Below are 7,059 nucleotides of genomic sequence, written 5' to 3' on the forward strand. Positions count from 1 at the left end.
AGTAGCTACAGTGATTACACTGATGCGGAAGGTTTTTAAACATGTGACGCTGATGGCACACTATAGGTGAGTGTCATGAGTAATAATAACGTTAACACCGAGGAGGTTAACTTCACCACCAACCTACCCCCAGATAAGGTTAAGAGGATAGTGGAGGCTCTTAGGGATGTTTATGACCCTGAAATACCAATTAACGTATATGACTTAGGCCTAATATATGATATTAGGCTTGAGGATGGGAATAAGCTTAAGGTCAAAATGACGCTAACGGCAGTAGGTTGCCCGCTATCACAGGACTTGGGCTATAGGGTTGGGGAAGCGCTCCAAGCCGCTGTACCTGAGGCTACTGATATCGACATTGACCTAGTCTTTGATCCACCATGGACACCCCTCAAGATGACGCCACTTGGTAGGGAAATGTTTAAGGCAATATACGGCTACGACATAGTGGAGCAGTGGCAAGCACAGCAGGCTCAGGAGGGGTCCCAAAGCCAGGCGTAATTATTGATTACTCATAGGCTTATTATGGATAATGGTACCTTCATCTCATAGTCAAGTAAACCAGCGTGATGACCCTTAAACTTAGCCACCTTATCATCGTTAAGCTTATAAAGATAAATGAGGGCAGTGTTATCAAGGGGAATAACCCATAGATCACCCATCCTTTGCTCAACATAATTAGCGACCCCACCAAGTAGTTCCTTGACTTCACTTGAATTGTAAATAATTAGCCTCTTACCTATTGATAATAAGGTCCTCTTAACCTCACCCTCAAGCGCCTTATCACTTAACTTAAGTTGAAGGGCCCTTGGTTCACCATAAGGCGCCACTGATAATGAATCCAGTAGCTTAGTCATAATCCTCAAGTTCACTACATCACCCTGCCCAACCTGAACCTGGCCATGATCAGCAGTTAACACTACTGTGGTTGATTGAGGCAGATGCCTAATCAACCTACCCAGCGTATTCAGTAATTCAATTAACGCAACCCTATACTCCTCAGACTCCGGACCATACTCATGTTGAATCGAGTCCAGGGTGGGTATGTAAACGTAAACTAGGGTATTATTCTCAAGGGCCTTGGAGGCTAGTACTAAGGCATCATAAGTACTCACATACTCCCTAACCTCAGCACCCCTGTATATTAGGTCCGATAAACCCCCACTTAAGCCCCTTGGTACAATAACCAGTGAATTATATCCATTTAACTTAGCCTCCTCAAATATTGTTGAACCACCATAGAAGATAACCCTGGGGTCATAGCCAAGGTCCTTTAATTCACCCCTCCTTCCATCAGGCATTAAACCCATTGTTAAAGTATTAACCAAGCTACCAGCCTCCTTAACATACATGACGGTACCCAATACGCCATGCACCCCGGGAGGTACTCCCATTGATAATGTTGTTAATACCGTTGATGTTACTGATGGGAATACGCTTGTTAATTCATTAACATTAATAAGCCACTTAGCCTCCTCACAATTACCGCAGTATCGCCTTAAGTGAACATAGCCTAAACCATCAATGAGGAGTAGTAGTATCCTCCTACCCTGAACCCCATCAATACCCCTCAACCCAGGGTACTGATTCTTAACGCCTAGGAAGCTGCATATGGATGATGATAAGTTAAGCAGGCTCCCCCCACTATAATCAGGCTTAACCACGCTCATAATGAGGGTGATGCATGGGCGTTTTTAACATTAATACTACTGCAAAGCGGTACTTCAAGCGTATTAATTTAATTACACAGGATTAACTAAGCAATTACAGAGCCTTAATTATTTACTAGGGGTTGAGAAATAAATTACGGGCTTAAGCACCATTAGGGTAAAGCCTCGTGGTTTAGTGAACTAATGCAAAAGGTTTATTAGTGAGCCGCCGTATTATGCATTGATGAAGGTTACTGTTAAGTTCCTTGCAATATTCTATGAAATGGCTAAGACGCTTAGAATGGAGCTTAATGTACCTGATGGGATAAGTGTAAGGGAGTTGTTGAATATAATTGATGAGAAGGTGAATCCCAATATTTCAAAGACGTTACTTAATGATGATAGTGGATTAAGAGAGGGTTATAATATTTTAATTAATGGGAGGGCAATAGACTACGTTAAGGGCCTAGACACAGTACTAAAGGATGGTGATGAAGTAGTCCTCCTACCACCAATAGGTGGTGGTTAAGGGCCTCATACACATTATGTAGGTGAAAGCGCTCTAAACTATTGGTAAGGTGCATTCAATTTGTTAAGGCTTCCGAATCAAGTGTAGGAGGCATTAATCTCCTTAGTGAAGTGGCTAAATGCTTAATAATGCCATAAAGCTTATATTTTAGTTCCATGCCTTTGCCGTAGTGTAGCCTATGGTTGATGTGGCGACTGTGTTAAGTGTATTGGGTAGTGTTGCAGTTATTGTTGGTCCATTAACTGCATTATTATGGGATAGGATGAATAGGCTTGAGGATAGGATGGGTAGGATTGAGGGTGCTGTAAGTGGGCTTAGGATTGAGGTTAATGAATTATCACGCTCCATGGATAACTTCAGTAATACATTGATTGACGTAATGGCTATTAAGGGCTTAATCACGCAGCCGGAGGCCGCGGCCTTGAGGAGTTTATTATCAACAGTACCTAGAACCAGGACTAAGTACTATACTGAGGAGGATTACCAGAAGTTAAGGTATTTAATAATTGAGAAGCCTTATGAAGAGTACACGTGGGATGACGTAAAGGCGCTTAAGGAGATTGCCGAACACCTTAGGTTGGAGTATGAGGAGACCGGTAGAGTTGAGTTAATTGAGTATAGGGCTAGGCTCCTAGTGTTCGCATCAATAGCTGAGGGCCATTTAATAGCCGGCATCATAGGCCCAAATAGGAAGAAGAATCAACCCACCGAGCAGCCTGGTCAATCAGGGCAGGCTAATCAGCCAAGTAAGCAGTGTTAATCTAGTGAATACTACCTTAGGTTTTTAATCCTCTTAATGTAATCACCCTGCCCCTTAACCCTAATTAATTCAGTATTGGGGCATGTGTTAAATGGCCCCATTATTGGTGAGTACACTATTATCCTTTCACCTATGCATGGGTTAATACCTAGTTTACCCACTAAGTAATCCATGGCCATCATATAGGATTCAGATAACCTAACCACAAGTAGGTTAAACCTGGAATTAATGAAGTGCCTAATCCCGCCATTACCATTAACGCTCCTAACCCAACCATCAACCACAGTCCTATAGTTGCTTAAGGTTATCTTAGCCTCATAGGGTATTATAACCTGATCCCCCCGTATTAGGCCGTATCTGGCAGATAGTATGAAGGTGGAGTTGGGTTTAAGGTTAAGGTATTGGATAGTCTTAGTGAACTCAAGGCCAGTGTACATTTCAAATGCTGGTAATGATGGTAGGCTTAACTTATACTTATCCTCATCATCAAGGTCAAACCCAGGTGGGTTAGGTACATTAATCCTCTTACGGGCGCTGCAGTAGATTAATGCACCGACATTATGATTTAGCATTGGGTAATCACCCATTACCCTTAACGTAAACCCTATACACGTAATACGCCGCCGCAACGTCAAGTGTGGAGAAGCCCACTGACTTATAGATAGTGTATCCACTACCCCTCATGCATTTATAGTCCCCAGAAAGCAGCTCTGAAAGATCCATTAACCTCAAGCCGGTGAAATCCTCCCCAGCCTCATTAAGTACAGCCTCCCTATTATCGGCAATTATGCATGAAGCACCCTCAAGAACAGGCCTACTGACTTCAATTATTGGCTTAGGCGCCCCAATGGATATTACATGTACCCCACCTCTTGGCTTAATGGTTAATACAGGTAGTGTGGAGGTTGTTGCAATAACCACAGTACTACACTTATTAATAATCTCATCCACGTTATCCGCCGCATGAGCTTCAATACCCAATTCCTTGACGTAATTAATGAAGTTCATTAACCTATCCCACCCCCTACTAATGGCGTAAGCTTCCCTCACCTTGAATAGCCTTGAGAACACTAATGCATGATACCTAGCCTGCTCCCCAGCGCCAATGAAGCCTAATACATCAGTGGAGGCGCCAGCGGCAATTACACTTAACGCTGATGCAGCCGCCGTCCTTAACCCAGTTAGGGATGAGCCATCCATGGCTAATAGGGGTGTTCCATCGGTTTCATTGAACAGTATTACTACCCCATGTATTGTTTCAATACCCTTACCTGCATTACCTGGGTATAGGTTAACAATCTTAACGCCAACCCCCATCCCTTCAACGTAGCCAAGCATTAAACCCCACCAATTACCCCTAATGCTTACACTGAATCTGGGTGGTAATTCACCCTGACCCCTATGCAACTTAATTAACGCATCCCTCACTGCCTCAACTAATTCACTATGGTTAATCAACCTGAGTAACTGCTCCCTTGGTATGAATCTGAGCATTACTGGTTGGTTAATGGGTTGAATTAAAGGATTAAGCTACTGTTGCATTAGGATGCTATATCACTATTATTTCCACCACATCATCACTCCTCTTACTTGGTGATAATGCCCTAATGCCTAAGCCAGGTGTCTTAAGGATGTAGGGCTTAACATGCTCATTAATACTAATGCCCAACCTACTGAGTATGCTCTTAGTTTCCTCAGGGGTGAAGCTAACCATAATCTTATTGCCCTCAGGGATTTCACCTACCCTATTCACTACATCACCATACCCACTTATGTCACCGATGATTAATGGGAGGCTAACCACAAGTAGTACTGGGTAATACTGCGAAACCGATATTACGTAGTTCCTAGCCAATTCAGCGTAGGCTTCAGGGTTTTGGAAGAATAACTCAAAGTTATCGATTACGTAACCCATAATTGCCCTACCCCCTGAGCAGGATAAGTCAGCGTCAGGGTTAATGCTCTTAAATGACTTAACCACAACCCTACCACTACTTAACCCAGCAGTAGCCTTCCTAACAATGAGCGTCTTCCCTGACCCATAGTCGCCCATGAGCATGAATAAGCCGGGCTTACTTGACTTGAATATTGAAACAACTCTCCTATAAGCCCTAATTGCACTCTCCCCCATTAACTCAATTCTCTTAACCTCATCACAGCTTAAATCCTCTGAAAACGGCTTATACATTACCCATGAATAATCCAGGTAATATAAGGGTGTATCGTTTAGGATAACCATAATGGAAACGTATTTTAAGGGTTTAGGGTAAGTGGGGTTTTGTGAGTGAGGCCAATAACACTACCGAGGAGCAGGAGGTGGGTGAGGAGGGTATTGAGGAGAGGAAGATCTACATGTGCCTAAGCTGCGGTAAGACATTCGGTAAGAGTGAACTTGAGATATTTGGAAGGTCAGCAAGCACAATAAGGTGCCCCTACTGCGGCTACAATATTGTTATTAAGGTTAGGATCTTTAAGGGGAGTTCAATAACGGCCATTTAATGGCCTATAATCTGCACTTATTAACCACAGTCCCCTTAACGTTGAGGTTAAGGCTAAACACGTACCCATCTGGGCCGCTGGTTTGCCTACTCCTATCCGTGGCCGTGGTTATGAATAGTGTCCTTAAGTCGCTTCCACCGAATGTGCATGATGTTGTGTATTGGGCTGGTAACTCCACCTGCTCAACAACACTACGGGTGTTTGGGTTAATCCTAATAACCCTACCACCACCATATAATGCAACCCAAGGGTAATCCTCTGAGTCAATGGTCATCCCATCAGGCACACCTGGGAGGCTTGATAAGTTAATGTAGCCAATAGTACCCTCCAAGGCCCCCTCACTCTTATCATACTTAAACACTGTAACCCTCCTAGTTGGGCTATCAATATAATACATTACTGAACCATCACTAGACCACGCAATACCATTGGATATGGTTACTGAAGCCAGTATCCTCCTTAGGCCTCGTGAATCAAGGATGTAGAGTGAGCCTGTGGGGTTCCTCTCACTCATATCCATTGTACCAGCCACTAGGCGGCCCATTGGGTCGCATTTACAGTCATTAAACCTATTACCAGGGCCCTCATTAATGGTGGCTAGAGTCCTTACCACTGAGCCATCACTTGGGTTAACTAGTATTACCTTATCCTTAATCGTAACAATTAAATTACCATCATCATTAGGCATTACGCAGCTTGGGTATGGGCCAACATTAATTGAGTTAACTGAGCCATCACTCAACCTATATGAGTGAACCCTATTACCGAAAATATCAACCCAATACAATACGCCAGGCTCAGGTAGCCAAATAGGCCCCTCACCCAGTATTGACCTAGGCACATTACTTAGGACCATGGGTTTACTTAACCCTGAAGCCATAAGGCACCCTTAATTTAACCTTAATAAGTATTCGGCACTTAGAGGCTTACCTCATAATAAGGTATTTATCCCAGCCCCGCAGTGAATTACTGTAATGCCAAGCATTATTGAGGTTACGAAGCCTTGGATTGATGCTGGGAAGTATCAGGAGGATAGGTTTAGGGAGGCATTATATGAGGCTGAATTAGCCGAGAGGTTCCTTCAGAATGGGTTATTGAGGAATGCTGCTGGTAAGGCCTTTCAGGCTGTTAAGGCTTATGCGGCTGGGTTAGCCATTGATTATAGGGATGAGTTCGCTAAACACTATACGAGTACTGGGAGGTTATCGCCAAGTAGGGTTGTTAATAGGGTTGATTGAGTAATAGCCATTATGCCGAGTTCAAGGCTTAGGGAGGTGGCCTCAATAATAGGTGATGGGGGTTGGGGCTATACGTTGAATTAGCCTTAAACCTACATGAGTTCCAGCACAATGGCCTTGGCAAGGATAGTGAGGTATTAAGGTATTCAAGTGAGGGGTTCGTGAGTAAGGATATAATTGAGGTTATTAACTTCATAAGGGGGAGGTTAAGGAATAAGGTTAAGTAATTTTGGAAGCCCAACCACATTAATCCAAGGGCACTAAGCCCAATTCACTACGCATATGCTAGCTACTCCTAAGGCTGAATCCAGTGAGCTGACCTCCTCCCTAAAGGGGTTGCCTTTGGGTGGTTTACGGGTTTGTGGTTTACCACCTTCATCCTCA

The 7,059-nt window shown here is 43.6% G+C and carries 11 protein-coding genes; 6 read left to right on the forward strand and 5 right to left on the reverse strand.

Features of this window, described 5'->3' with window-relative positions; genetic code table 11:
• Positions 1-75 precede the first annotated feature (75 nt).
• Positions 76-501 (forward strand): metal-sulfur cluster assembly factor, encoded by a 426-nt coding sequence (locus BP896_RS04615; RefSeq protein ID WP_291766210.1) that lies wholly within the window; start codon positions 76-78, stop codon positions 499-501.
• 11 nt (positions 502-512) lie between these two features.
• Here the strand turns inward: BP896_RS04615 and BP896_RS04620 are convergent, their stop codons facing one another.
• Positions 513-1,670, reverse strand: a complete 1,158-nt coding sequence (locus tag BP896_RS04620; RefSeq protein WP_291766213.1) for an alkaline phosphatase family protein — start codon at positions 1,668-1,670, stop codon at positions 513-515.
• Between the two features lie 223 nt (positions 1,671-1,893).
• Here BP896_RS04620 and BP896_RS04625 point away from each other — a divergent pair, with 223 nt between their 5' ends.
• Both BP896_RS04625 and BP896_RS04630 read left to right on the forward strand, forming a co-directional pair.
• Positions 1,894-2,178, forward strand: coding sequence for a MoaD/ThiS family protein (locus tag BP896_RS04625; protein WP_291766216.1), 285 nt, complete (start codon positions 1,894-1,896; stop codon positions 2,176-2,178).
• 178 nt (positions 2,179-2,356) lie between these two features.
• Entirely contained in the window at positions 2,357-2,938 is a 582-nt protein-coding gene (locus tag BP896_RS04630; protein ID WP_291766220.1) for a hypothetical protein, read from the forward strand.
• A gap of 11 nt (positions 2,939-2,949) precedes the next feature.
• Here BP896_RS04630 and BP896_RS04635 read toward each other — a convergent pair whose 3' ends face one another.
• Genes BP896_RS04635 through BP896_RS04645 form a run of 3 tightly spaced genes read right to left on the reverse strand, consistent with a single transcriptional unit; the run spans position 2,950 to position 5,126 of the window.
• Complete coding sequence (locus tag BP896_RS04635) at positions 2,950-3,510, reverse strand: DUF6884 domain-containing protein (protein ID WP_291766224.1); 561 nt, start codon at positions 3,508-3,510, stop codon at positions 2,950-2,952.
• Between the two features lie 7 nt (positions 3,511-3,517).
• The gene (locus tag BP896_RS04640; RefSeq protein WP_291766227.1) at positions 3,518-4,432 is read right to left on the reverse strand and encodes an ornithine cyclodeaminase family protein; all 915 of its coding nucleotides are present in this window, start codon (positions 4,430-4,432) and stop codon (positions 3,518-3,520) included.
• A 55-nt stretch (positions 4,433-4,487) separates the two neighbouring features.
• Positions 4,488-5,126, reverse strand: coding sequence for a hypothetical protein (locus tag BP896_RS04645; protein ID WP_291766230.1), 639 nt, complete (start codon positions 5,124-5,126; stop codon positions 4,488-4,490).
• Between the two features lie 164 nt (positions 5,127-5,290).
• Here BP896_RS04645 and BP896_RS04650 point away from each other — a divergent pair, with 164 nt between their 5' ends.
• On the forward strand, positions 5,291-5,437 hold the full coding sequence (locus tag BP896_RS04650; protein WP_349681934.1) for a DNA-directed RNA polymerase subunit P: 147 nt from the start codon (positions 5,291-5,293) through the stop codon (positions 5,435-5,437).
• A gap of 4 nt (positions 5,438-5,441) precedes the next feature.
• On the opposite strand, the gene BP896_RS04655 is transcribed toward BP896_RS04650, so the two are convergent.
• Positions 5,442-6,317, reverse strand: coding sequence for an SMP-30/gluconolactonase/LRE family protein (locus tag BP896_RS04655; RefSeq protein WP_291766232.1), 876 nt, complete (start codon positions 6,315-6,317; stop codon positions 5,442-5,444).
• Between the two features lie 94 nt (positions 6,318-6,411).
• Here BP896_RS04655 and BP896_RS09805 point away from each other — a divergent pair, with 94 nt between their 5' ends.
• Positions 6,412-6,675 (forward strand): PaREP1 family protein, encoded by a 264-nt coding sequence (locus tag BP896_RS09805; protein ID WP_349681932.1) that lies wholly within the window; start codon positions 6,412-6,414, stop codon positions 6,673-6,675.
• A gap of 62 nt (positions 6,676-6,737) precedes the next feature.
• Positions 6,738-6,902, forward strand: coding sequence for a hypothetical protein (locus BP896_RS09810; protein WP_349681933.1), 165 nt, complete (start codon positions 6,738-6,740; stop codon positions 6,900-6,902).
• Positions 6,903-7,059 lie beyond the last annotated feature (157 nt).

Source organism: Caldivirga sp. UBA161 (genome assembly GCF_002506515.1).
In the GTDB taxonomy this organism is placed as follows: domain Archaea; phylum Thermoproteota; class Thermoprotei; order Thermoproteales; family Thermocladiaceae; genus Caldivirga.